This window comes from Streptomyces sp. NPDC050806, from assembly GCF_055586425.1.
This window is the reverse complement of the sequence record NZ_JBVJIF010000013.1, coordinates 55,186-76,401: the sequence shown is the minus strand read 5'-3', so window position 1 is coordinate 76,401 and position 21,216 is coordinate 55,186. Positions and strand designations below refer to the sequence as shown.

General features: G+C 70.6%; 20 protein-coding genes and 2 pseudogenes. 14 read left to right on the top strand and 8 right to left on the bottom strand.

Features of this window, described 5'->3' with window-relative positions:
* Nucleotides 1-79: 79 nt before the first annotated feature.
* Nucleotides 80-727 (bottom strand): class I SAM-dependent DNA methyltransferase, encoded by a 648-nt coding sequence (locus ACZ6WH_RS34880; RefSeq protein WP_469733613.1) that lies wholly within the window; start codon nt 725-727, stop codon nt 80-82.
* A 460-nt stretch (nt 728-1,187) separates the two neighbouring features.
* Here ACZ6WH_RS34880 and ACZ6WH_RS34875 point away from each other — a divergent pair, with 460 nt between their 5' ends.
* The 10 genes from ACZ6WH_RS34875 to ACZ6WH_RS34830 all read left to right on the top strand — a co-directional run bounded on the left by ACZ6WH_RS34875 (nt 1,188) and on the right by ACZ6WH_RS34830 (nt 12,746).
* On the top strand, nt 1,188-1,298 hold the full coding sequence (locus tag ACZ6WH_RS34875; protein ID WP_469733611.1) for a putative leader peptide: 111 nt from the start codon (nt 1,188-1,190) through the stop codon (nt 1,296-1,298).
* A gap of 158 nt (nt 1,299-1,456) precedes the next feature.
* Nucleotides 1,457-2,665, top strand: coding sequence for an LLM class flavin-dependent oxidoreductase (locus ACZ6WH_RS34870; RefSeq protein ID WP_469733609.1), 1,209 nt, complete (start codon nt 1,457-1,459; stop codon nt 2,663-2,665).
* A 21-nt stretch (nt 2,666-2,686) separates the two neighbouring features.
* Nucleotides 2,687-4,060, top strand: coding sequence for an NtaA/DmoA family FMN-dependent monooxygenase (locus ACZ6WH_RS34865; protein WP_469733607.1), 1,374 nt, complete (start codon nt 2,687-2,689; stop codon nt 4,058-4,060).
* Nucleotides 4,061-4,203: 143 nt separating this feature from the next.
* Nucleotides 4,204-5,385, top strand: coding sequence for an acyl-CoA dehydrogenase family protein (locus tag ACZ6WH_RS34860; protein ID WP_469733605.1), 1,182 nt, complete (start codon nt 4,204-4,206; stop codon nt 5,383-5,385).
* Between the two features lie 149 nt (nt 5,386-5,534).
* On the top strand, nt 5,535-6,407 hold the full coding sequence (locus ACZ6WH_RS34855) for a helix-turn-helix domain-containing protein (protein WP_469733603.1): 873 nt from the start codon (nt 5,535-5,537) through the stop codon (nt 6,405-6,407).
* A gap of 178 nt (nt 6,408-6,585) precedes the next feature.
* On the top strand, nt 6,586-7,449 hold the full coding sequence (locus tag ACZ6WH_RS34850) for an ABC transporter ATP-binding protein (RefSeq protein WP_469733601.1): 864 nt from the start codon (nt 6,586-6,588) through the stop codon (nt 7,447-7,449).
* Nucleotides 7,450-7,558: 109 nt separating this feature from the next.
* The gene (locus ACZ6WH_RS34845) at nt 7,559-8,623 is read left to right on the top strand and encodes an iron-siderophore ABC transporter substrate-binding protein (RefSeq protein ID WP_469733599.1); all 1,065 of its coding nucleotides are present in this window, start codon (nt 7,559-7,561) and stop codon (nt 8,621-8,623) included.
* A 53-nt stretch (nt 8,624-8,676) separates the two neighbouring features.
* Nucleotides 8,677-10,779: an iron ABC transporter permease gene (locus ACZ6WH_RS34840; protein ID WP_469733597.1), complete on the top strand. Its 2,103-nt coding sequence runs from the start codon at nt 8,677-8,679 to the stop codon at nt 10,777-10,779.
* A complete protein-coding gene (locus tag ACZ6WH_RS34835; RefSeq protein ID WP_469733595.1) occupies nt 10,776-12,005 on the top strand; it encodes a peptidase C39 family protein in 1,230 nt (409 codons plus the stop codon). Before ACZ6WH_RS34840 ends, ACZ6WH_RS34835 begins: the two co-directional genes overlap by 4 nt.
* Before the next feature lie 45 nt (nt 12,006-12,050).
* Nucleotides 12,051-12,746, top strand: a complete 696-nt coding sequence (locus tag ACZ6WH_RS34830; protein ID WP_469733593.1) for a class I SAM-dependent methyltransferase — start codon at nt 12,051-12,053, stop codon at nt 12,744-12,746.
* Here the strand turns inward: ACZ6WH_RS34830 and ACZ6WH_RS34825 are convergent.
* A complete protein-coding gene (locus ACZ6WH_RS34825) occupies nt 12,673-13,392 on the bottom strand; it encodes a class I SAM-dependent methyltransferase (RefSeq protein WP_469733591.1) in 720 nt (239 codons plus the stop codon). The two genes, ACZ6WH_RS34830 and ACZ6WH_RS34825, sit on opposite strands and share 74 nt — an antisense overlap.
* A gap of 153 nt (nt 13,393-13,545) precedes the next feature.
* Nucleotides 13,546-14,931 carry an MFS transporter gene (locus ACZ6WH_RS34820; RefSeq protein ID WP_469733589.1) on the bottom strand — a complete coding sequence of 462 codons (1,386 nt, stop codon included), beginning with the start codon at nt 14,929-14,931 and terminating at the stop codon, nt 13,546-13,548.
* Nucleotides 14,932-15,069: 138 nt separating this feature from the next.
* Between ACZ6WH_RS34820 and ACZ6WH_RS34815 the strand changes: the two genes are divergently transcribed.
* Complete coding sequence (locus ACZ6WH_RS34815) at nt 15,070-15,429, top strand: ArsR/SmtB family transcription factor (RefSeq protein WP_432851012.1); 360 nt, start codon at nt 15,070-15,072, stop codon at nt 15,427-15,429.
* A gap of 14 nt (nt 15,430-15,443) precedes the next feature.
* Here ACZ6WH_RS34815 and ACZ6WH_RS34810 read toward each other — a convergent pair whose 3' ends face one another.
* Nucleotides 15,444-15,710, bottom strand: a complete 267-nt coding sequence (locus ACZ6WH_RS34810; protein WP_469733587.1) for a helix-turn-helix domain-containing protein — start codon at nt 15,708-15,710, stop codon at nt 15,444-15,446.
* On the opposite strand from ACZ6WH_RS34810, the pseudogene ACZ6WH_RS34805 reads away from it, so the two are divergent.
* Nucleotides 15,697-15,990 (top strand): annotated as a pseudogene (locus ACZ6WH_RS34805) (aldehyde dehydrogenase family protein); the annotation flags it as partial. The gene ACZ6WH_RS34810 and the pseudogene ACZ6WH_RS34805 overlap by 14 nt on opposite strands.
* A gap of 63 nt (nt 15,991-16,053) precedes the next feature.
* Here ACZ6WH_RS34805 and ACZ6WH_RS34800 read toward each other — a convergent pair.
* The 3 genes and pseudogenes from ACZ6WH_RS34800 to ACZ6WH_RS34790 form a co-directional block, all read right to left on the bottom strand.
* The gene (locus ACZ6WH_RS34800) at nt 16,054-16,614 is read right to left on the bottom strand and encodes a hypothetical protein (RefSeq protein WP_469733585.1); all 561 of its coding nucleotides are present in this window, start codon (nt 16,612-16,614) and stop codon (nt 16,054-16,056) included.
* Between the two features lie 130 nt (nt 16,615-16,744).
* The gene (locus ACZ6WH_RS34795; RefSeq protein WP_469733583.1) at nt 16,745-17,170 is read right to left on the bottom strand and encodes a M20/M25/M40 family metallo-hydrolase; all 426 of its coding nucleotides are present in this window, start codon (nt 17,168-17,170) and stop codon (nt 16,745-16,747) included.
* Nucleotides 17,171-17,372: 202 nt separating this feature from the next.
* A pseudogene (locus ACZ6WH_RS34790) lies at nt 17,373-17,993 on the bottom strand (M20/M25/M40 family metallo-hydrolase); the annotation flags it as partial.
* A 149-nt stretch (nt 17,994-18,142) separates the two neighbouring features.
* Here ACZ6WH_RS34790 and ACZ6WH_RS34785 point away from each other — a divergent pair.
* The gene (locus tag ACZ6WH_RS34785; protein ID WP_469733581.1) at nt 18,143-18,808 is read left to right on the top strand and encodes an RsbRD N-terminal domain-containing protein; all 666 of its coding nucleotides are present in this window, start codon (nt 18,143-18,145) and stop codon (nt 18,806-18,808) included.
* A gap of 137 nt (nt 18,809-18,945) precedes the next feature.
* On the opposite strand, the gene ACZ6WH_RS34780 is transcribed toward ACZ6WH_RS34785, so the two are convergent.
* On the bottom strand, nt 18,946-19,839 hold the full coding sequence (locus tag ACZ6WH_RS34780) for a helix-turn-helix transcriptional regulator (RefSeq protein WP_469733579.1): 894 nt from the start codon (nt 19,837-19,839) through the stop codon (nt 18,946-18,948).
* 294 nt (nt 19,840-20,133) lie between these two features.
* Between ACZ6WH_RS34780 and ACZ6WH_RS34775 the strand changes: the two genes are divergently transcribed.
* Nucleotides 20,134-21,150: a zinc-dependent alcohol dehydrogenase family protein gene (locus ACZ6WH_RS34775; RefSeq protein WP_469733577.1), complete on the top strand. Its 1,017-nt coding sequence runs from the start codon at nt 20,134-20,136 to the stop codon at nt 21,148-21,150.
* Nucleotides 21,151-21,216 lie beyond the last annotated feature (66 nt).

Genomic DNA, 21,216 nt, shown 5'->3' with positions numbered 1-21,216 from the left:
CGGGCCTCGTGGCGGTCCCGTCTCTCCTTTGCGGGCCGGCCCCTCGCCAGGACTGCCGTGGGTACCGGTCCCCGCTGGCCTACGCCTTGCGGGCGAGGAGCTGGATCTCTTGGAACTGACGCTTGTCGGTGGGCTGCGGCTCGATCACCGTGCGGGCCGCCTCGGCCAGTCCGTGGTCGCGCAGGAGCGCGGCGAGACGGTCGGGAGACCAGCGGTAGGCCGTTGCCACCGCATGGTCGTAGGCCTCGGTCTCGTGGTGGGGGCCGTCGGTGCCGGGAAAGCTGATCAGCAGGTGCCCGCCGGGAGTCAGGACCCGGGCGATCTCGGCCAGGATGGCGGGCACGTCCCGCGGCGGGGTGTGGATGACGGACCACCGTGAGAGCACCCCGGCCAGAGTGCCGTCCTCGATGTCCAGCGCGGCCATCGAGCCGACCTCGAAGCGAAGCTCGGGGTGCGCCTCGCGAGCGAGATCGATCATCACCGGGGAAGCATCGACGCCGAAGGCACTCAGGCCCAACCCGCGCAGGTGAGCTGTGACGTACCCCGGCCCACAGCCCAGGTCCGCGACATCACCGTCGCCGTCCGCCCGCACCAGCTCCGCGAAGGCGCCCAGCAGCGCGCGCTCCAGGGGGCGGTCGCGCAGGGAGTCCTGGAACAACTCCACGTAGGTCGGGGCGATGGCGTCGTAGGACTCACGGGTGGCACACAGGGTCTGAGGTTCGGTCACCCGGAGACCGTAGCGGGTGAAGCACGCATGCGCTTCGAGAACGTGCGACGGAGGGCCTGTGCGGCCGATCACATGAGGAGCCGCACGCCCTGCTCAGCAGTCAAACACCGACCAGTACATCTCGTTGCGGAGCCGCTGATCGTCATGGACGAGCTCGCGGATCGGTGAGCGTCCCACCGCGCCGGATCGTCACGAAGCGGGGGGCACGGACCTTCGGGAGGATCACGGTGGGCACTCCTTCTGGGGAGAGCCGTCAAAGTTCATGCGTCCGCAATGAACCATGGATCAGCTTCCTGTTAAACATGAGCAGGTGAGCCCTCTGCACCCGGCGTACCCGCACCCGCAGCCTTCAGGTGCGCACGCCAGGAACAGAAGGCGGGACGGGGCTGTTGTGACTCACGGCGGCCGGCGCTCCACGGGGCGCGCCGTCCTGGCGGCTCGGCGGGCGGAGGTGTGTGGCATGCGACGCGTGCTCGACCCGCACGCCCTGAACCCCCGCCGCCGCGTCCGGCTCCACTCCCGGCCGTACATCGACCTGCAGCGCTTCGCCGGCGCGCTCTGTCGTCCCTGACGTCTGCGACGTCTGCCCAGGCTCTCGCTCGCCCGGGCCCCTCATTCACCGTGCCCGCGCCCGTCACGTGTGGGCCATCAGCGATCCCGTGCGGACGTACGGAGGTACGGACGTAGGGACGCACGACGACCTACGGACACCCATAGGAAGGCACGCCCGTGTCCCCATCTCCCGCTTCCGCGTTGCATCTTGCCGTCGCTCTGGACGGCACCGGCCGGCATCCCGCGTCCTGGCGTGAGCCGGTGGCCCGGCCCCGGGACCTCTTCACCGCCCCGTACTGGGCCGACCTGGTCGCCGAGGCCGAGCGCGGGCTGCTCGATTTCGTGACCTTCGAGGACGGCCTCGGCCTGCAGTCCTCCCACTTCCTGGAGCTCGACGGCCGCACCGACCAGGTGCGCGGCCGGCTGGACGCCGTCCTGCTCGCGGCCCGCGTCGCCCCGCTCACCCGGCACATCGGTCTGGTGCCGACCGCGGTGGTGACGCACACGGAGCCGTTCCACCTCTCCAAGGCCATCGCCACCCTCGACTATGTGAGCAGCGGCCGGGCGGGAGTGCGCGTCCAGATCAGTGCTCGCCCGAACGAGGCCGCGCACTTCGGCCGTCGTACGATCCCGCCGATCGAGGCGTACGACAGCCCGGACGCGGAGAAGTTGGTGACAGACCTCGTTGCCGAGGCCGCCGACTACGTCGAGGTCCTGCGCCGGCTCTGGGACAGCTGGGAGGACGACGCGGAGATCCGGGACGCGGCCACCGGCCGCTTCATCGACCGCGACAAGCTGCACTACATCGATTTCGAGGGCCGCCACTTCAGTGTGAAGGGCCCCTCGATCACTCCGCGTCCGCCCCAGGGCCAGCCCGTCGTCAGCGCCCTCGCCCACCGGTCCGCGCCGTACCGGCTGGTGGCCCGGCAGGGCGACATCGGCTACGTCACCCCGCACGACGTCGACGGGGCCCGTGCGATCGTCGGCGAGATCCGCGCCGAGCAGGAAGCGGCCGGCCGCTCGGGGCAGCCCCTGCACGTCTTCGGTGACCTGGTCGTCTTCCTCGACGACGACCCGGCCGACGCACGTGCCCGCCGTGCGCGCCTCGATGACCTCGCCGGGTCCCCGTACGCCGACGACGCCCTCGTCTTCACCGGATCCCCCGCCCAACTCGCGGACACACTGCAGGAGTTCCAGTCCGCAGGGCTGAGCGGCTTCCGGCTGCGGCCCGCCGTGGTCGGCCATGACCTGCCCGCGATCACCCGCGGCCTCGTCCCCGAACTTCAGCGCAGGGGCGCCTTCCGCCGCGCCTACGAAGCCGACACCCTGCGCGGCCTGCTCGGCCTCGCCCGCCCTGCCAACCGATACGCCGCCACTGCCGCCTGAGCCGGACGGAGACCGTACGCCATGAGCAAGCCCCAGAAGCAGGTCCACTTGGCCGCGCACTTCCCCGGTGTCAACAACACCACCGTATGGAGCGACCCGGAGGCCGGCAGTCACATCGAGTTCAGTTCGTTCGCGCACTTCGCGCGGACCGCCGAGCGTGCCAAGTTCGACTTCCTGTTCCTCGCCGAGGGCCTTCGACTTCGCGAACAGGGCGGAGAAATATACGACTTGGACGTCGTCGGCCGCCCCGACACGTTCACCGTCCTGTCCGCGCTCGCCGCCGTCACCGAACACCTCGGGCTGACCGGCACCATCAACTCCACGTTCAACGAGCCCTACGAGGTGGCCCGGCAGTTCGCCGGCCTCGACCACCTCACCGGGGGACGTGCCGCCTGGAACGTCGTCACCTCCTGGGACGCCTTCACCGGCGAGAACTTCCGCCGCGGCGGCTTCCTGCCGCAGGAGGAGCGCTACTCCCGGGCCAAGGAGTTCCTGACCACCGCGGGCGAACTCTTCGACTCCTGGCGTGGCGACGAGATCCTCGCCGACCAGGCCACCGGCACCTTCCTGAGCGACGCCAAGGCGGGCTCCTTCGTCCACACCGGACCGCACTTCGACATCCAGGGGCAGTTCAACGTCCCCCGGTCTCCGCAGGGCCGGCCGGTCATCTTCCAGGCCGGGGACTCCGAAGAAGGCCGCGAGTTCGCCGCGTCGACCGCCGACGCGATCTTCAGCCGGCACGCCACCCTTACGGAGGGGCAGGCGTTCTACGCGGACGTCAAGCGCCGGCTGGCCGCGTACGGACGCACTCCGGACCAGCTCAAGATCCTGCCCGCCGCGACCTTCGTGCTCGGCGACACCGACGCGGAGGCCGAGGAGATCGCTCGCGATGTGCGCAGGCAACAGGTCAGCGGGGCCACCGCAGTCAAGCACCTGGAGTTCGTCTGGAACCGCGACCTGTCGTCGTACGACCCGGACGGGCCACTGCCCGACATCGACCCGGACGTGAACGACCAGCACATCGCCAAGGGGCGCGCCCAGGTGCGCATGTACCGGGACCCGCTGGCCACCGCCCGCGAGTGGCGCGAGCTGGCCGCCGCACACAACTGGTCCATCCGCGACCTCGTCATCAACACCGGCAACCGGCAGACCTTTGTGGGCGCCCCCGCCACCGTCGCGAAAACCATCAACGACCTCGTCCAGGCCGACGCCGGCGACGGATTCATCCTCGTCCCGCACATCACCCCGGGCGGCCTCGACGCCTTCGCCGACCGGGTCGTCCCGATCCTCCAGGAGCAGGGCGTCTTCCGCTCCGAGTACGAGGGCCCGACCCTGCGCCACCACCTCGGCCTCGCTCATCCGGACGACATGGGCGGCGAGCGGGTGGCGTCGTGAAGTCAGTGGATTTCGCGTACGAATCGGCGCACCGGTCACCCTCAGGTCTCGCGCGGGAAACTTCCGGGCGCAGGCTGGGGAACGGTACGGCTTCTCGTTAGAGTGACGCCGACTCGGTCTGGATAGCGAGGGGGCGACCATCCATGGCGGTTTCGGCCGGATTGCATGTCAGCGCGGAATTCCCCGCGCTGCTCGAGCGAATCGACGCACTCGGCGGGGAACTTGACACGAAGGCGGACGCGGCCGAGGAACTCGGCAGGCTCCCCGAGGACACCGCGCGAGCATTGCTGGACGCGGGCATCGTCCGGGCCGAACTGCCGCTGAGCCTCGGCGGATACGAGTTCTCCCCGCGCCAACTGATCGAGACGGTCGAACGGGTCAGCTACCACGATGCCGCGGCCGGTTGGACCATGATGGCGCTGCAGTTGGTGACCGGCACCACCGCGGCCTATGTCGATGCCGTCGCGGCGGCCGACCTGTTCCCCGATGTCGCCGGCGGGGATTACGCGCTGTTGGCCGGGCACGGCACCCGGCCCGGCCGGGCCGTCCCGGTGGGCGACGGCTTTCTGGTGAGCGGCAGTTGGCAGTTCGCCTCCGGCATGGCGCACGCCACCCATATCCACAGCGCGATCCAGGTCGAGGGCACCGGGGAGTTCCGGGTGCTGGCGATGCCGAAGTCGCAGGTGGAACTCGTCGACAACTGGGATGTACTCGGGCTGCGGGCGACGCACAGCATCGACTACCACTGCGCCGATGAGTACGTCCCGGCGACGCACACCTACGTCGCCACCACGACGACCCCGGCCAACGGTGGAGCGATCTACCGCCTCGGCCTGGTCAACATGGCCGCCATCGGCCACACCGGCTGGGCCTTCGGTGTCGGGCGGCGCCTGCTCGATGAACTGAGGTCGGTCGCAGCGGCCAAGTCCGGCACACCCAACGCCGCCGTCGACACCACGCAGTTCCACGCGGAGTACGCGACCGCCGAAGCCAAGCTCCGTTCGGCGCGGGCGTGGGCGATGGAGGTATGGCAGGACATCGAAGCCATGCTGGACAAGGGGGAGTTGCTGAGCACCGAGCAGGACACGCTGCTCAGGCTGGCGCTCAATCATGCGACATGGACCGCGCAGGACGTGGGCCGGACGGTGCACCGCTGGGCGGGGACGGCAGCGATCCGGCGCGGGCCGATCGACCGGTTCCTGCGCGACCTCGGCACAGGTACCCAGCACATCACCTCAAGTCCGGTGGTCCTGCAGAACTGCGGGAAATGGCTGAGCGGTGCAGAACCCCAAGCGCACTGGGAATTTCTCGACCTGGTGCCGTGATCAACAGGCAGGCGAGCCGAACATCGACATCAAAAGCCTCATATTGGTGCGATAGTGGCCAATTCCAGGAAGTGGGGTGTAGGTGTATGGGAACGGGCCTCCGGCGCAGGCGTGGGCCCGGGGTCCGGGGTCCGGGTAGAATCGTCCGCATGGTCCGATCTTCCCGTGGTGATGCGAGCCCCGGGATGTGGCGGCGCGAGGCGGGCACCGTGGTGCGCCGGGTGGAGCCGTTCCCGGAGCAGGCGATAGCTCCGTTCGCGATATTCGCCGGTCTGCAGATCCCCCGCGTTCCCACGGAGTGGGCGCCGCACTCGCACCCCCGGCACGAGCTCGTCTGGGTACGCGGCGGAACGCTGACGTCCCGGGTGGCGGACCGCGTCTTCACCGTGGCCGAGGGGCACGGACTGTGGATGCCCGCCGGAGTGGTGCACGGAGGCCGGGCGACGGCGGGCGCGAAGTTCTACGAAGCCTTCTTCGCCCCCGACCGGGCACCGTTCGCGTTCGCGGAGCCGAGAGCGATCGCGATGACGCCGTTGCTGGAGTCGCTGCTGACCCATCTGTGCCGCACGGACCTCGACGCGGCGGCCAGGGCGCGGGCGGAGTCGGTCGTGTTCGACGTGCTGGAGCCGTCGGAACACCAGCTCGCGCTGCAGCTGCCTGGCGACGCCCGCATAGACGCGATCGCCGAAGCCCTGCTGGACGACCCCGCCGACGGCAGGTCGCTGGAGGAGTGGGCGCAGTGTCTGGGGATGAGCGACCGTACGATCACCCGCGCGTTCCGCCACGCGACCGGCCTGACCTTCGCGCAGTGGCGACAGGTGCTGCGCGTGCACCGGGCGCTGACGCTTCTCTCCGAGGGGCTCGATGTGACGGCGGTCTCCGAGGCGCTCGGCTACGCGCAGCCCAGTACCTTCATCGCCGCCTTCCGCAGGGTCATGGGAACCACGCCGGGTGCGTTCTTCGACGCGGACGGCGCCCCCGGGGATGTCCGGAATCCCGTATCGGCTGTCCAGAACTCCTGATTGCCGACATGGCAGGCGGAACATACTCTTCTCGGAGTTAGGTAACCCTTAGTTGGTGCTGTCCGTGTGCGGGAGAGTTCGCTGCCCGGACGGCGGAAGCCCTACGGTGCAAGCCGGACGGCGAAGGCCGGACGGAGGGTGCCGCAGCCCCTGCCCCTCCGACCGTCCGGACCCACCGATGTTCACAAGCACCTCCCGGCGCGCCGGTCGCCCCATGCCCGCCCCCGCCACGCCGGTGGCCGCCCTCAACGGGCACGACCTGGTATTGCGGTACGGCGGCACACCGGTCGTCCACGGCGTCTCGCTGGCCCTGGAGCCCGGCCGCGCGACCGCCCTGGTGGGGCCGAACGGCAGCGGCAAGTCCACGCTGCTGCGCGCGCTCTCCCGACTGCACCGGGTGGACGGCGGCCGGGTCACGCTCGGCGCCCCCGACGGACCGGCCGAGCGCGACGCGGCCCTGCTCAGCGCCCGCCAGTTCGCCCGCGAGGTCACACTGTTCTCCCAGTCGAGGCCCGCGCTCCAAGGGCTGACGGTCGCGGAGGTCGTGGCCTTTGGACGCCACCCGTACCGGCGTGGCTTCGCCGGACCGACCGCCGAGGACCGGAGCGTCATCGACCGCGCCATGGGTGTCACCGGCGTACGGGACATGGCCGGCCGGCCGGTCGGGGAGCTCTCCGGCGGGGAGCTGCAGCGTGTCTGGCTCGCGGCCTGCCTGGCCCAGGACACCGGCGTTGTGCTGCTGGACGAGCCGACCAACCACCTGGACCTGCGCTACCAGATCGAGACGCTCGACCTGGTGCGCGATCTCGTGGAGGAGCACGGCATCGCGGTCGGGATCGTGTTGCACGACCTCGACCAGGCGTCCCGTGTCGCGGACACGCTGGTCCTGATGAGTTCCGGCCGCGTGCACGCGGTGGGCGCACCCGCCGATGTCCTTACCGCGCAGAACATCGGCGAGGTCTACGACATCCGCGTCGAGGTCGGCGTCGACCCGCGCACGGGCCGTCTCCGTATCGACCCGATCGGGCGGCACTTCGTCTGAAGTCTGAAGCAACACCTCGCCCGAAGAGGGCGGGGCGCTTCGCCGGAGCGGCGCGCCCGCCGTTCCCGCTCATCCCTCTCATCCCATGAATCGCAAACGAGGATATTTCATGAAGCTTGCCCGTCGCCTGGCGGCGTCAGCCTCCGCGGGACTCATCGTCCTCGCCGCAACGGCCTGCGGCACGACCAACGTCGACAAGGCCGAGGCGGGCAGCGGCGCCGGCGCGTCGCCCGCGTCGAAGGACTGCGCCAACGACACCACGACCACCTCGACGAAGCCCGTCTCGTTCAAGGACGGAGTCGGCCGGCAGGTGAAGCTCGACAAGCCCGCCGAGCGGATCGCGGTCCTGGAATGGCAGCAGGTCGAGGACGCGCTGACCCTCTGCGTCACCCCCACAGCGGTCTCCGACGCGAAGGGATACGGCACCTGGGTCAGCGCGGAGAAGCTGCCCAGCGGAGTGACCGACATCGGCACCCGTGAGGAGCCCGATCTCGACACCCTCTACGCGGCGAAGCCCGACCTCATCGTCGTGGAGGCGTTCAAGGCCGACGACGAGACCATCGCGAAGCTGGAGAAGAGAGGCGTCCCCGTAATGGCCACGCGGGGGGCCAACCCGAAGGACCCGATCGGGAACATGCGGGAGGTGTTCAGCATGATCGGCAAGGCGACGGGACGCACCGAGCGCGCGGACAAGGTGCTCAAGGAGTTCGACGAGCATCTCGCGACGGCGAAGCAGCAGGTCGCCGACGCCGATCTGCCGACGAAGGACTTCCTCTTCTTCGACGGATGGCTGGAGGGCGGCAACCTCACCGTCCGCCCGTACAGCAAGGGCGCCCTGTTCACCGAGATAGGCGAAGAGCTCGGCATGCACCCCGCGTGGACCGACGACGTCAACAAGGCGCACGGTGACGGCGGCGTCGACCCGTCCTACGGTCTCGCCCAGACCGACGTCGAGGGACTCACCTCGGTAGGGGACGCCAACCTCTTCTACGCCAACGACGAAGGGGCCGGAGGGTACGTCGCCGCGCTGAAGAAGAACCCGCTCTGGAAGACCATCCCGGCCGTGAAGGAAGGCCGCGCGCACTCATTCCCCGCCCGGGTGTGGGGCGCCGGCGGCCCGCGCTCCTGCGAGCAGGCGATCGACGCCTACGTCGACGTACTCGACAAGAAGTGAGCGCACCGCGGACAGCTCGACGTACTCGGCACGAAGTGAACACGGCGCAAGAAGTGAACACGGCACAGACATCGGTACGCGAAGGGGAGGCGCTGCCGCGCAGCGAGCGCGGCGGCGGCCCCGCCGGGGTGGCCGTACTGACAGTCCTTCTCGTCCTGACCGCCCTGGTGGGCATGTGGCACCTGACGCAGGGAACATCGGGCGTCGGTGTCGGTGACCTGGTGCGGCATCTCGCCGGGGAACGGGAGCACACCGGTGGGGCGCCGGTCGGTGAGATTCTCACCGGCTCGCGGCTGCCGCGCCTGTTCGCGGGCGTGGCAGTGGGGTTCGCCCTCGGCTGTGCCGGCACACTGCTGCAGTCCGTCACGCACAACACGCTCGCCTCACCCGACACCCTCGCGGTCTCGGCCGGGGCCTACTTCACGCTCTCGCTCGTCGCGGCCTTCGGACTCGCCGTACCGCTCTGGGCGTCGGGCGCCGTGGCCTTCGCCGGTGGTCTGGCAGCGGCGACGCTCGTACTGCTCCTCGCGGGCCGTGCCGCGGGCACCGCCGGCACCCGGCTCATCCTCGCCGGATCGGCGATCGCGATGGCCCTGGACGCGGCGACCGCGATGCTGCTCATCCTGTTCAAGCAGAACACGACCGGTCTCTTCGCCTGGGGGAGCGGTTCGCTCGCCCAGCTGAACATCGATGCGTCGATGCGGGCCTTGCCCCTCGTGGCCCTGGTGTCGTGCGTGGCCCTGGCGCTGTCCCGGCGGCTGGACGTGATGAACCTCGGCGACGACGCCGCGTCCTCCCTCGGCGTGCCGATCCGGACCACCCGGGTGACCGCCGTGCTCTGCGCGGTGCTCCTGACCAGCACGGCGGTGACGCTCGCGGGTCCGATCGCCTTCGTCGGCCTCGGCGCCCCCGTGCTGGCCCGACTGGTCGCCGGAAGGGTACGGGCGCTGCGCCGCCACCTCTTCCTGGTGCCGGCGGCCGGGCTGGTCGGTGCGCTGCTCATCCTGCTCGCGGACGCGTCGCTGCGCGCGGTGCAGGGTGCGGACGGGGCCGCCTCCATTCCCACCGGCGTACCGACCGCGCTGCTCGGCGCCGTGGTGATCGTGGTCCTCGCGCTCCGCCTCCGCGACACGGGCCGGCTCCGGCAACCACCGCACGCGCGGGTCGCCGCACGGTCGCGCCGCGCGTTCCTGCTCGTTGTGCTCGGCGCGGTGGCACTCCTGGCCGGGGCGGCCCTCGTGGCGGTCCTGGCGGGAAGTCTCTGGCTGCGTACGGGGGACATCGCGCTCTGGGCGCAGGGCGCAGCGCCTGCCCTGATCGGGCAGGCGCTGGACGACCGGGTCCCGCGCGTGCTCGCCGCGGTCCTCGCCGGCGCGGCACTCGGACTGGCCGGATGCGTCGTACAGAGCACGGTGCGCAATCCGCTGGCGGAGCCGGGCGTGCTCGGCATCACGGCGGGCGCCGGGCTGGGTGCGGCGGCCGTCGTCACGTCGGGCCTGTCCGGCGGACAGCCGCTGCTCATCGCGGTCGCCATCGCGGCGGGGCTCGCCACGTTCGCGGTCATCGCCCTGCTGTCCTGGCGCGGCGGCTTCCTGCCCGACCGGTTCGTACTGATCGGCATCGGCTGCGGATACGGCATCAGCTCCCTCACCACCTTCCTCCTGCTGCGTGCCGACCCGTACAACACGCCCCGGATCTTCACCTGGCTCTCCGGTACGACCTACGGACGCACGCTGCCCGACGTCGTACCGGTCGCGGTGGCCCTGGCGCTCGCGCTGCCCGTGCTGCTCGCCATGCGCGGCCGGCTCGACCTGCTCGCCGTCGACGAGGACACCCCGCGCATCGTCGGCGTCAGGCCGGTACGCACCCGCTTCGCCGCACTGACGATCGCCGCGGTGCTCGCGGCGCTCAGTGTGATCGCCGTGGGCGTCGTCGGCTTCGTGGGGCTCGTCGCTCCGCACCTCGCCCGGTCGCTGGTGGGCGCCCGGCACGGCCGCGCGATCCCGGTCGCGATGCTGCTCGGCGGGTTGCTGGTCTGCGTGGCCGATGCCCTCGGCCGCACGCTCGTCGCCCCCGCCCAGGTGCCGGCGGGTCTCATGATCGCCCTGGTCGGAGCCCCGTACTTCGTCTGGGTGCTCCGGCAGTCCCGCGCATGACGGCGGACGGCAGCACCCAGAAGCGACAGGAGGCGTTTGTGAACAGCGTCGTTGTCCCGTTCGAGCCCGACACGTCGCCGGCTTCGCTGAGGCGGCTCGGTCACCACGAGGTGCCGGAGCGCTGGCACACGGTCGACCGGTCCGCTCACGCTCCCCGCATCGTGGCGGTTCCGAGTGCCGAAGCCTCCGACGGTAGCGATGGTTCCGACGGCAGCTACGGTTCCGACGGTGCGGGCTGGGTCGCTGCCGCGCTCGTCACGGCACGCCCGCACACGGCGTACCTGAAGATCGTCGATGCCGTCGGCGATGTACCGGCAGCCGTCGAGGCTGTCGTCGCCCACGCACGCCGCCAAGGGCTCGCGCAGGTCAAGTGGGAAGGCTGGACGGCGAGTCCAGAGGACGCCGCTGCCGCCGGCTTCGCCCCGCTGAGCCCTCCGCTCACGCCGACGGAGCACGCGGCAGGGCCCGATACCGGGTACGTCCGCTGGCTGCACGACGACATGGTGACCACGGTGACCGAACCCCCGTACTACGGGCAGACCACGCACTTCACGTGCGGCGCCGTCACCGCGCTGGTCGCGCAGGCGCACGCGGGCACACTGCCGCGGGAGGCACTCGACCGCGAGGCGGAGCTGACGCTGTGGCGCGACGCGACCAACTTCCCCGCGTGCGAGCCTGTCGGCCTGGGCGTCGCCGTGCGCCGAGCGTGGCCGTCGTCCCCCGTCACGGTCCACCTCGATGTGGACCGGCCCGTCCTGCTCGACGACTACCCGGAGAAGGAGCAGGAGTGGCGTGCCCTGCTCCAACGCACGTCGCGTACGGAGGCCGCGCGGATCGGCGTTCCGATCGACCCGCACCGCCTCTCCCTGGCCCCGATCCGGAGTGCGATCGGCCGGCGCGAACACGTGCTGCTCCTGGTCTCGCTCGCCGGGATGCAGGGGTTCGACGTACCGCACTGGGTGCTCTGCCACGGCGCCGTACCGGGCGCCCTCGTGATCGAGGACCCGTGGGCGCATGCGGACGCGGGGGACACCTGGGTCGACGCCCATCTGCTCCCCGTCCCCGACCCGTCGCTCGACACCATGTCGACCATCGCAACCATCGCGCCCCTCTCCCCGGACTCCGCGGACTCGGCGGAAGCGGAGAGCAGCCCGGCAGACCGCTTCCGCGGAGCCGTGACCATCGGCCGGACGAGCCGGACGGCGAGTGCGCGCGGCCGTGGCTAGATTGGTTTGTGCGCACAGTCAAGGTCGGGACGGTGGGTGAGGAGCATGGTCATCGGGCGGCTTCTGCGGGGCCGGCAGCACGAGCAGACGCCCGGCCTGACGATCGGGCCTGCTCGCGGGTACGAACTGTTCAGTGAGCTTTTCTTCGGCGGCAAGCGGCGCCGGGCCTTCGCACAGCTCGCGGCACTCACCGGCGCGGGGCCCGGAGATCAGGTACTGGATGTGGGCTGCGGTACGGGGTACCTGACGCGGTGCATGGCAGCCGTGGTCGGCCCCGACGGCACGGCGACCGGTGTGGACCCTTCGCCGGCCATGCTCGCGTACGCCGGTCGCAAGAGCCGAGAAGGCCAGGACGAGGGCGTGTGCGTGTACCGGGAGGGCGTCGCCGAGGCGCTGGACGTCCCCGACGCATCCGTCGATGTCGTGGTGTCCAGCCTGATGCTGCACCACTTGCCTGCGGAGCTGCGACCGTTGGCATTGCGTGAGATGTTCCGTGTGCTGCGGCCTGAAGGGCGGCTGTTGGTTGCCGACTTCCGGCCGCCGTCGGGACGCATGAGCCGTCGTACGGCTGGCCTGTTCCTCGGGCATTCCATGGGGGACTACGAGGCCGGGCTGCTGGAGGAACTGGTGACAGACGCGGGTTTCGTGGTGAGTGGCAGTGGCGACATCAGGCCGTGGCTGCGGTATGTCCAGGCCGGGCGGTCGTCAATGGTGGAAAGCGGTGTGGCACGGTCTGGGTGACCCGCCACAGCCTGCGCGGGAGGCCGCCCTCCTCGAAGGCGTGGACCTCTTCGAGGCTCCAGCCCTCCGCCAGGGCGTCCACCAGGTCGCGGGGGAAGAAGTGGACGGCGAAGCCGCCGTGCTCCCAGATGTCGTCCCCGTGTCCGGTACCGGCCCGGTAGTGCGCGTCTCCGGTGTGGCGGACGGTGTAGACGAAGGTGCCGCCCGGTCGCAGCACGCGGCGGACTTCCGCCACCAAGGCGTGGATCTCCTTGGTGGACAGTGCCATGCACAGCAGCATGTGTGCGAAGACCGCATCCACCGAGGCGTCCGCGAGCGGCAGGGGTTCGCGCACATCGTGGATCGCCGTCGTGGCCCTCTCGGCGACCTCTTGCGCGGCGGCGGTCTCCCGCAGTTGCTCCAGCCCCACCGGACTGAAGTCGGTGGCCAGCACGGAGAAGCCCTCGCGGGCGAAGTACAGCGCGTCACGACCGTGCCCGGCGCCCAACTCCAGTACCTCGTGTGCGTCGGAGGCCCGGAACACCGCGGCGGCGTGGACCGCCGGCGCGGACGGCTCCTCGCCGTACATGCCGGGATGTTCGCCGTAGGTCTGCTGCCAGTGCTCACGCTGCCCCTCGGCCAGCTCTTCCTGCCCGCCTTCCGACATGCTGACGCCCTCTCTCCGCCCGACCAGGTATGTGGCCACCCTAGATCCACACCGCAGTGCCGGACGCCGCACTGCAGCACACCGCAGTGCCGGAGCGCTGCGGAAGTCGGAGGGGCCTCCACCGGACCGCGGTACCTGGTCGCCCGGGGCGGGTCAGTGGCCGGGAGCGTGCTGCGGAGCTGTGGGCCATGTGTGGTGGAGGCTGTCGATGACGTAGGTGTGGCTGTGCCGCCAGCCCTCCGGCGCGCGGTCGGCGTCGGCCAGGTGCGGGTGCTCGGCGTCCAGCGCGGTGTGCAGGTGGGGGATCACGTCCGGATCGCGCGACGGCCACAGCCGCAGCGCCAGGAGCCCGGCTGCCAGAGCCGTCGCGCCCAACGCGATGACGGCCCACTGCAGTCCGGCCGTCGCGCCGAGCCATCCGGCGAGCGGATAGGTCAGCAGCCAGCAGGCGTGGGAGAGGGCGAATTGCGCCGCGAACGCGGAGGTACGTCCCGCCGCCGGTGCCGACCGGCGGATCAGCCGTCCGGCGGGCGTGAGCACCATCGAGCAGGCCGCGCCGAACGCGGCCCAGGCCGTCAGGAGGGCCGACCACCGCCAGTTGCCCGCATCGGCCGCGGTGATGCCGCCGAGGCCGGCGAAGGCCGCGGTGAGCAGCAGGGCGCCGCTCAGCATCACCGTCCGGTCGGAAATGCGGTCGAGTACCCGGGGGAGCAGCAGTGCGACGGCCATGGATCCCGCGCCGTACGCGCCGAGCGCGACCGGTACGTCGTTGGCGGAACGGCCGAGGTGGTCACGGACGTAGACGACGGTGTTGACGGTGACGACCGCGCTCGCGGCGGCGACGGCCAGGTTGAGGGCGAGCAGTGCGCGCAGTCGTGGCGTGGTGAAGAAGAGCCGGGCGCCGGTGCCGGCTTTGCCGCCGGTGCTGCGGGTGCTGCCCGTGTATTGGGCGGCGCGGTGGGCGGTGACCGGTTTCGGCAGTACCGCGGAGACCACCAGGGCGGCCGAGGCGAGGAAGCCGACGGCGGTGCCGGCGAACAGCCAGTTGTAGGTGACCAGGGAGAGCAGTGCGGCCGCGAGCGCCGGGCTGAACAGGCTTTCCAGGTCGTAGGCGAGCCGGGAGAGGGAGAGTGCCCGGGTGTAGTCGCGTTCCGCGGGCAGGACGTCGGGGATGACGGCCTGGAAGGTGGGGGTGAAGGCGGCGGAGGCGGCCTGCAGCACGAAGACCAGGAGGTAGACCTGCCAGACCTGGTCGACGAACGGCAGTATCAGGGCTACGCCGACGCGTATCAGGTCGCTGCCGACAAGCAGGGCACGGCGCGGGAGTCGGTCGGCGATCGCGCCGATGGCCGGGGCGATCGTCACGTACGCGACCATCTTGATCGCCAGAGCGGTGCCGAGTACCGAACCGGCTGCCGCGCCGGCGATGTCGTAGGCGAGCAGTCCCAGTGCGACGGTCGCCAGGCCGGTGCCGGCCAGGGCGACGACCTGTGCTGCGAAGAGGTGCAGGTACGTGCGGTCGCGCAGTACGGAGAGCATGCGGGTGTCCCTTGGCCCGAACGGTCGAGGCTGACTCCGCCCACTATACGAATAGGTGCGCAGCTGCGCACCTATCGTTTACGTCATCCGTGACGACCGAGGGATCGCATGCCCGGCGCCGCGCTCTAGGCTGTATGCATGCCCGAACGCGATGCAGTGCCATCTGCACCACATGCGCATCTGCAGGTCCCCGACAGCGCCCGCCTGGCCGAGGCCACAGGGGTGTTCGCACTGCTCGCGGACGCGACGCGACTGCACCTGCTGTGGGTGCTGGCACAGGAGGAGTCGGACGTCGGCTCACTGACCGAGCGCACCGAGGCCTCGCGCACCGCTGTCAGCCAGCACCTGGCGAAGCTACGGCTCGCCGGGCTGGTGGAGACACGGCGCGCGGGCCGGCACATCTACTACCGGCTGAGCGACGGGCACCTGCGGCGTCTCGTACTGGAGGCCCTGAGCCACGCGGACCACCGCGTCAGTGGCGAGGCCGCACACGACTGACGGGCGCGGACGAGTCACCTTCCGCCCTCGTGATGTCGAGCGCGGGCACGCAGGGCCAGCGTGACGAGTGCCGCGCTTTCAGGGCGCCGTACGTCGTGTCCTGTCAGTTCGGCGAAGCGCTGGAGACGGTGCTGGATGGTGTTGCGATGGCAGTACAGGGCGGCGGCCGTGTCCGCGATCGAGCCGGCGCCCGACAACTGCAGCTGAACCTGTCGGAGGCGTACGGAAAACTGACCGGGCGACCCGGCGTCTGCTTCACCACCCGGGGGCCCGGTGATCACCGTCCAGGCCTTCGACACCGAGGAGGAGGCCCTGGAGCTGGCCTCGGGAGTCGACTTCGCACTGGCCTCCAGCGTGTGGACGGCGGACCTGGGAGGGGCCACGCGGCTGAGCGCGGAACTCGACTTCGGCTGCGTCTGGCTCAACTGCCATCAGGTGATCCTCGCGGAGATGCCCCACGGCGGCTACAAGCAGTCCGGTATCGGCCGCGACCTGAGCCGCTACGGATTCGACGACTACACCCGGGTCAAGCACGTCATGGCCGCCCACACCACGCCCTGACACGCAGCCTGCGCGCCGCTTGGACGATGTCTCGATGGCTGAACTGAAGGCTGTGTCTTGGCCCTACGGGGCCTGATCGGGCTCCGTGATCCCGAGGTCGACACGCATGAGGCGGCGCATCTTCCACAGGGGATCCCACAGCTGGTCCATGCTCTCCGAGGCGGCTGCCAGGTTCTCCCCCTGCTGCGGAGTGTTTCCATCGAGCCGCATCAGAAGGCCATAGAGATCACCAAGATGACGGTTTGCCGTGCTGGCCGCCTCCGCCACGGTGTCGGGCAGCACCATCTGGGCCTCGGCGTGACGCATGCGGTGCTCACGGCGCGCCCGATCCAGATCAGTCCGTAGCTCCTCGGTCATCTCGCCTCTTTGCAGGGCGTGCAGGACCTTCGACATCACGTTGGCCAGGTCGCGAGTCCCGGCGCTGAGAGTTGCGTAACACGTGCGCCGCGCCTCGAGCTGAGCCTGGCGCGTGGCGTACTCACGGTCCTCTTGCTGGAGTTGCCTCGCGTGCTCCAGCTCGCGGGCCCGGGCGCGGTCGGCACCGCGCTGTGTGATCACGGCGGCAGCGAGGGTGCCGCCAATGCCCAGTACCGCGATCACGATCTGGCTGAACGAGCTGTTCACGCTGCCCCCTGGCTCCGATCGGCTCGCCGGGACTGTACCCCGCTGCCGGACGTTCTCCTCAGCGGACGGTGCGCCGATGGCCGCCCGGTTCGCCTTGTGCGGTGGTCACTGCCGCACGCCGCCCACCGCATCACCGGGAGTCCATGGCACCTGACATGAGCCGGTGGAGCACCTCGGTGAGCAGGTCGGTGCCGGCGCAGACGTCCCGGTCGTGGGTGAACTCGCCCTCGTTGTGGGAGATGCCCTCGACGCTGGGCACGAAGAGCATGATCGACGGTGCGGCGTCCTTCATGTTCACCGAGTCGTGCCCCGCGACGGTCATGGCGTTCTGGTGGGTGAGCCCGAGATCGTCCGCTGCTTGGGCGGCGAGTTCGACACCGGCGGCGGGGAAGGGGGCGACACCCCAGCCGTGCGTCTGGACCTGCTCGATGCTGACCGACGCACGCTCCTCGATACCGGGGATCGTCCCGGCCAGCTTCTTCGCCGCGGCGTCGAGCAGCGCCTCGTCGGGCGAGCGCAGGTCGACGTGGAGACGTACCTCGCGCGCCACCACCACGGGAGTTGGGCAGGATGGTCATCTCGCTCACCGAGGTGTGCAGCGTCGTTTGCGTGCTCTCCTCGGCCAGTTCGCGTACGGCGACGACCAGGAGCGAGGCGCCGAGCAGGGCGTCACGCCGGTCCGCCATGATCGTGGAACCGGTGTGGGACTGGTCGCCGCGTACCACGACCTGGTACTTGCGCGCCGCCCAGGTGGAGTCCACGAGCCCGATCGTGGTGCCCTCGTTCTCCAGGCCAGGGCCCTGCTCGATGTGGATTTCGGCGTACGCGGCCACGTCCGGGCCTTCGTAGCCGCCGATGGTGCCGATCGCCTGGAGGGCATCCTCCACTGTGGTCCCGGCGGGGTCGGTCGTCGCGAGCGCGGTCTCGGCCGGCAGTTTGCCGGTGAAGACCGAACTGCTCATCATGCTCGGCTTGAAGCGGGAGCCTTCCTCGTTGAACCAGTTGACGACGGCGACGTTGTAGCGCGGGCTGTTGCCCGTGGTGGCCCACTGCCGGACGGCCCGGTGGGCGGCGTGGGCCGAGGCGAGGACACCGTATGCACCGTCGTAACGGCCGCCGAGCGGCTGGCTGTCCAGGTGCGAGCCGCTGAGGACGTACGGCGCACCCTGCGTGACGGTGAACAGCCCGAACTGGTTGCCCACACCGTCGTAGTGGACCTCGGGGCCGCGGTCCGTGAGCCACTGGTGCAACCAGGCCCGCTGTTCGCCGTCGGCAGCGGTGGCCGCCTGTCGCTCGACACCGCCGCCGGGCGTCTCTCCGAACTGCGAGAGGGTGGCGAAGTCCGCCAGGAAGTCCTGGTCGTGGTCGGGGCTGGTCATGGTGATGTCCTTAGTTTTCGGGAGGGCTGGGAGCGCCGGCCGGCTGCCGGCGTGGAGAGCCACTGCTGGTGCCTGAGACCGGTTGTCAGTGCTTGAGACTGGCTTCGGCGACGCTGTGCCGCGGAGCCGGCAGGCCGCCGGCGAGCGCGATGACTCCGATCACCGTGAGGATGACCGCGCTGGCCGGGCCCGACGAACAGTTGCGAGAGTCGGCACGCGACTCGCTGGCCTTGATCCTCCGGGCGCTCGCCACCGATTCCACCACGACACAGCTCAGCGAGCTGCCGGGCGAGCTGGGACGGCTGCGCGCTCGCCAGGGAGTACCGGGAGAGGACCTCGTCGCCGCTGTACGGCTCGACTTCGGCGTCGTATGGTCCGCGATGCTGGCCCGGGGCCGGTCCGGCGACATGACCGTGCTGGCGTTGCACGCCGAGAACCTGTGGCGGGTGGTGGACGACTACGCCCGTGCGGTCCAGCAGAGCTACCTGGAGGAACGGGCCCTCATGGCCGCCGCCACGCGCGATGAGCAGCTCACGTATCTCGCGGAGCTGCTCGGCCCGGCGGGGCGCTCGCCCCGTAACGTGCAGAACATCGCGCGCGCCCTGGAAGTCGACGCCGACGGCACCTTCTGCGTGGTGGTGGCCGACGCGTCGGCCTCGCACGCCGCACGCCGCGCGGCCGCCCAGATCACCGCCCTCGGCGAGCAGCTCTTCGTCGTCAACCAGCCCGGCCGCGTCGTCCTCATGTGGCCGGTCTCGCCGTCGGGCCGCCGGCACGACCTGCAGGCCGCGGTGGTGCTGGTGGCGCTGGCCTGAAGCGTGTTGTGGTTCAGAAGATGCTGTATGCCTTGCGGAGTGTTCCGGTGGCGTCCCAACGTCCGGTCGAGTCCGGGGGGAGGGCCGTGATCGAGAGCCGACGGTGTTGGCTGACGCGCCGTCAATTGATCGAGCCGTCAGTTGTCCGAGAGGGAATCCGTTGACGGTTCCGACTTCTGCGTGGCGGCCCAGGAGGCGAGGAGGCGTAGTCCTTCCTCGGAGGGGGAGCCGGGTTCGGCGGTGTAGATGGTGAGGGTGAGGCCGGGTTCGGCGGCCATCTCGAGGCCCTCGTAGGCGACGGTGAGCTCGCCCACGGCCGAGTGGTGGAAGCGCTTCATTCCGGTGCCGTGATGGCGGACGTTGTGGGCGCCCCAGCGGGTACGGAATTCCTCGCTGCGGGTGGACAGCTCACCCACCAGGTCGTGCAGCTCCTTGTCGTGCGGATTGCGGCCGGCTTCGGTGCGCAGGATGGCGACGGAGATGTCGGCGGCGAGGTCCCAGTCGGGGTAGAAGCGCCGGGACACCGGATCGAGGAAGTTGAAGCGGGCGAAGTTCGGCGGGCGGCAGCAGCTGTTGTAGATGTCGCTGTAGAAGGCGCGGGCGAGCTGATTGGCGGCGAGCAGGTCCATGCGGCCGTTGCGGACGAAGGCCGGTGCTTCGGTGATCGCGTCCAGGGTCCACTGGAGGCTGGGGTGCGGCGTCCACTGCCCTTTGGTGCGCCGGCGCCGGGGCCTGGTGAGGGCGTCGGTGCCGTCGGCGGCCTGGGCCAGATGGAGGAGGTGAGCGCGCTCGGCGTCGTCGAGCTGGAGTGCGCGGGCAACGGCTTCGAGGACGGCGGGGGAGACGCCGGCGAGGCTGCCGCGTTCCAGCTTGGCGTAGTACTCGACGCTGACGTCGGCCAGCGCCGCGACCTCGCTCCTGCGCAGCCCGGGCACACGGCGCCGGGGCCCGGCGGGCAGCCCGGCCTGCTCGGGGGTGATCTTTGCTCGCCGCGAGGTCAGGAACTCGCGGACCTCTTCACGGTTGTCCACACCTCGACCGTACGCCGCACACGCCCCCGGAGGGGTGTACTGGTGGTACACCCCTCGCTGGTGACTCGCTGCACGCGAGAAACGGCGGTTACCTGGGTGACGTGGCACTTCCCGGCCCGGCGCGACGGCGCCGCGGCGGTCGGGTGTGCCCACCCGGGAGTGCGCCGACGACCGTGACGACAGTGGTGCCGTCCTCGTGCCCCGGTACGCAACCGCACGCGGGCCCGCCGCGGACCGGCCCGGACGGCCGCAGCCGCACTCGCGGGCCGCCCCTCAGCACGTTAGGAACCACTCATGCGCGGAGCAGTGCTCCACTCCCCTGGCGATGTGCGCTTCGAGAACCTCGACGACCCGAAGATCCTCCACCCGACCGACGCCATCATCCGCACGGCCGTCACCTGCGTGTGCGGCTCGGACCTGTGGCCCTACCGGGGCCTGGAGCCGATCGGTGACCCGCACCCGATGGGGCACGAGTACGTCGGCGTCGTGGAGGAGGTCGGCAGCGGGGTCACCTCGGTCAAGCCGGGCCAGTTCGTGGTCGGCTCCTTCGCCACCTCGGACAACACCTGCGCGAACTGCCGCAACGGCTGGCAGTCCAGCTGTCTGAACCGTGAGTTCATGAGCACCTGCCAGGCCGACTACGTCCGCATCCCCAACGCCCAGGGCTCCCTCGTCGCCACCGACGGACACCCGGCCGACGAGTACCTGCCGGGCCTGCTCGCGGTCTCCGACGTGATGGGTACGGGCTGGTACGCCGCCCTGGCAGCGGAGGTCAAGCCCGGCTCCACCGCCGTGGTCGTCGGTGACGGTGCGGTCGGTCTGTGCGGTGTGATCGCGGCCAAGGAACTGGGCGCGGAGCGGATCATCGCGATGAGCCGCCATGCATCCCGTCAGAAGCTTGCCCTGGACTTCGGCGCCACCGACATCGTCACAGAGCGCGGCGAGGTCGGCGTCGCCCGCGTCAAGGACCTCACCGGCGGCATCGGAGCGGACGCGGTGCTGGAGTGCGTCGGCACCGCGCAGGCCATGCAGCAGGCGCTGCAGTCGGCGCGGCCCGGCGGCAACGTCGGGTTCGTCGGCGTCCCCCACGAGGTGACGGTCGACGGCCAGGAGCTGTTCTTCGCCCACGTCGGCCTGCGCGGCGGCCCCGCCCCCGTACGCCGCTACCTGCCCGACCTCATCGACCGCGTCCTGTCCGGCCGGATCGACCCGGGCAAGGTCTTCGACCTCACCCTGCCACTGGAAGAGGTCGCCGAGGGCTACCGGGCGATGGACGAGCGCCGCGCGATCAAGGCGCTGCTCAGGCCGTGAATCCATGTGCCCGTATGCCCGTATGCCCGTATGCCTGTATGGCCGTCTTGCGGGGCCGGGTCCGGG

Coding starts and splice junctions, on each gene's coding strand:
- ACZ6WH_RS34875 (WP_469733611.1), top strand. CDS start 1,188: ATGCGACGCGTGCTCGACCCGCACGCCCTGAACCCCCGCCGCCGCGTC.
- ACZ6WH_RS34865 (WP_469733607.1), top strand. CDS start 2,687: ATGAGCAAGCCCCAGAAGCAGGTCCACTTGGCCGCGCACTTCCCCGGT.
- ACZ6WH_RS34860 (WP_469733605.1), top strand. CDS start 4,204: ATGGCGGTTTCGGCCGGATTGCATGTCAGCGCGGAATTCCCCGCGCTG.
- ACZ6WH_RS34855 (WP_469733603.1), top strand. CDS start 5,535: ATGGTCCGATCTTCCCGTGGTGATGCGAGCCCCGGGATGTGGCGGCGC.
- ACZ6WH_RS34850 (WP_469733601.1), top strand. CDS start 6,586: ATGTTCACAAGCACCTCCCGGCGCGCCGGTCGCCCCATGCCCGCCCCC.
- ACZ6WH_RS34845 (WP_469733599.1), top strand. CDS start 7,559: ATGAAGCTTGCCCGTCGCCTGGCGGCGTCAGCCTCCGCGGGACTCATC.
- ACZ6WH_RS34835 (WP_469733595.1), top strand. CDS start 10,776: ATGACGGCGGACGGCAGCACCCAGAAGCGACAGGAGGCGTTTGTGAAC.
- ACZ6WH_RS34830 (WP_469733593.1), top strand. CDS start 12,051: ATGGTCATCGGGCGGCTTCTGCGGGGCCGGCAGCACGAGCAGACGCCC.
- ACZ6WH_RS34825 (WP_469733591.1), bottom strand. CDS start 13,392: ATGTCGGAAGGCGGGCAGGAAGAGCTGGCCGAGGGGCAGCGTGAGCAC.
- ACZ6WH_RS34820 (WP_469733589.1), bottom strand. CDS start 14,931: ATGCTCTCCGTACTGCGCGACCGCACGTACCTGCACCTCTTCGCAGCA.
- ACZ6WH_RS34815 (WP_432851012.1), top strand. CDS start 15,070: ATGCCCGAACGCGATGCAGTGCCATCTGCACCACATGCGCATCTGCAG.
- ACZ6WH_RS34785 (WP_469733581.1), top strand. CDS start 18,143: ATGACTCCGATCACCGTGAGGATGACCGCGCTGGCCGGGCCCGACGAA.
- ACZ6WH_RS34775 (WP_469733577.1), top strand. CDS start 20,134: ATGCGCGGAGCAGTGCTCCACTCCCCTGGCGATGTGCGCTTCGAGAAC.